The sequence below is a fragment of the Thiolapillus sp. genome, assembly GCF_048562965.1.
Lineage (GTDB): Bacteria > Pseudomonadota > Gammaproteobacteria > Chromatiales > Chromatiaceae > Thiolapillus > Thiolapillus brandeum_A.
The window spans coordinates 1-637 of record NZ_JBHNMF010001414.1; the positions used below are offsets into that span (position 1 = coordinate 1).

The 637-nt window shown below is 47.7% G+C and carries 1 protein-coding gene; it reads right to left on the reverse strand.

Going from position 1 to position 637, the window contains the following annotated elements; genetic code table 11:
• Positions 1-148: 148 nt before the first annotated feature.
• Positions 149-637, reverse strand: a 489-nt coding sequence (locus ACOCD2_RS24680; RefSeq protein WP_293675590.1) for a tyrosine-type recombinase/integrase, incomplete at its 5' end; no start/stop codon positions are given.

Here is a 637-nt window from a genome sequence, read left to right on the forward strand (position 1 = left end):
TGATAATGGAATGTTATCGTTTTTTACTTGATTGATTCCAGAAGACCCTACCCCAGGTGTGGACGCACAACTAAAGCGCTAAAGAATTCCACAACAAAGGCTAAAGTTTCACAACAACAGCTAAATTTGAAGACCATAAGATTTTCAGTCACTTACTGGTGTATGGAAGATGAAGCAATTCAGTCGCTGCCCGCGCATCCTCTTCCGGGCGCAAGTCGTACTTGCTGGTGGTCTGTGGATCAGCGTGCCCCGCCATTCGTTGAACGGTGAAAACGTCCACGCCTTTGCCAAGAAGTGATGAGATGAAGGTTTTCCGGAAGTCGTGCGGCGATATCGGAGGGATATTGGCCTGTTTCCAGCGTTTTCTGACGATTTCGTAGATAGCTTGGTCAGTCAGGCCGCTGAATTTTAGCGTGCCGTTCTTCAGCACACGGACGAATAATGGCCCCGCTATGTCCGTACGATATTTGAGCCAGTCTTTGAGCGCATTGATGGTGCCGATGTCCAAAAATGCTTTTCTTTGTTTGTTACCTTTTCCAATAACGGTCAGTACCTGGTTCTTGATATCAACGTCTTTCCGTTGCAGGTAGACCACTTCTGCACGCCTCAAGCCGGCGATATACAGCAGCCCTATGAT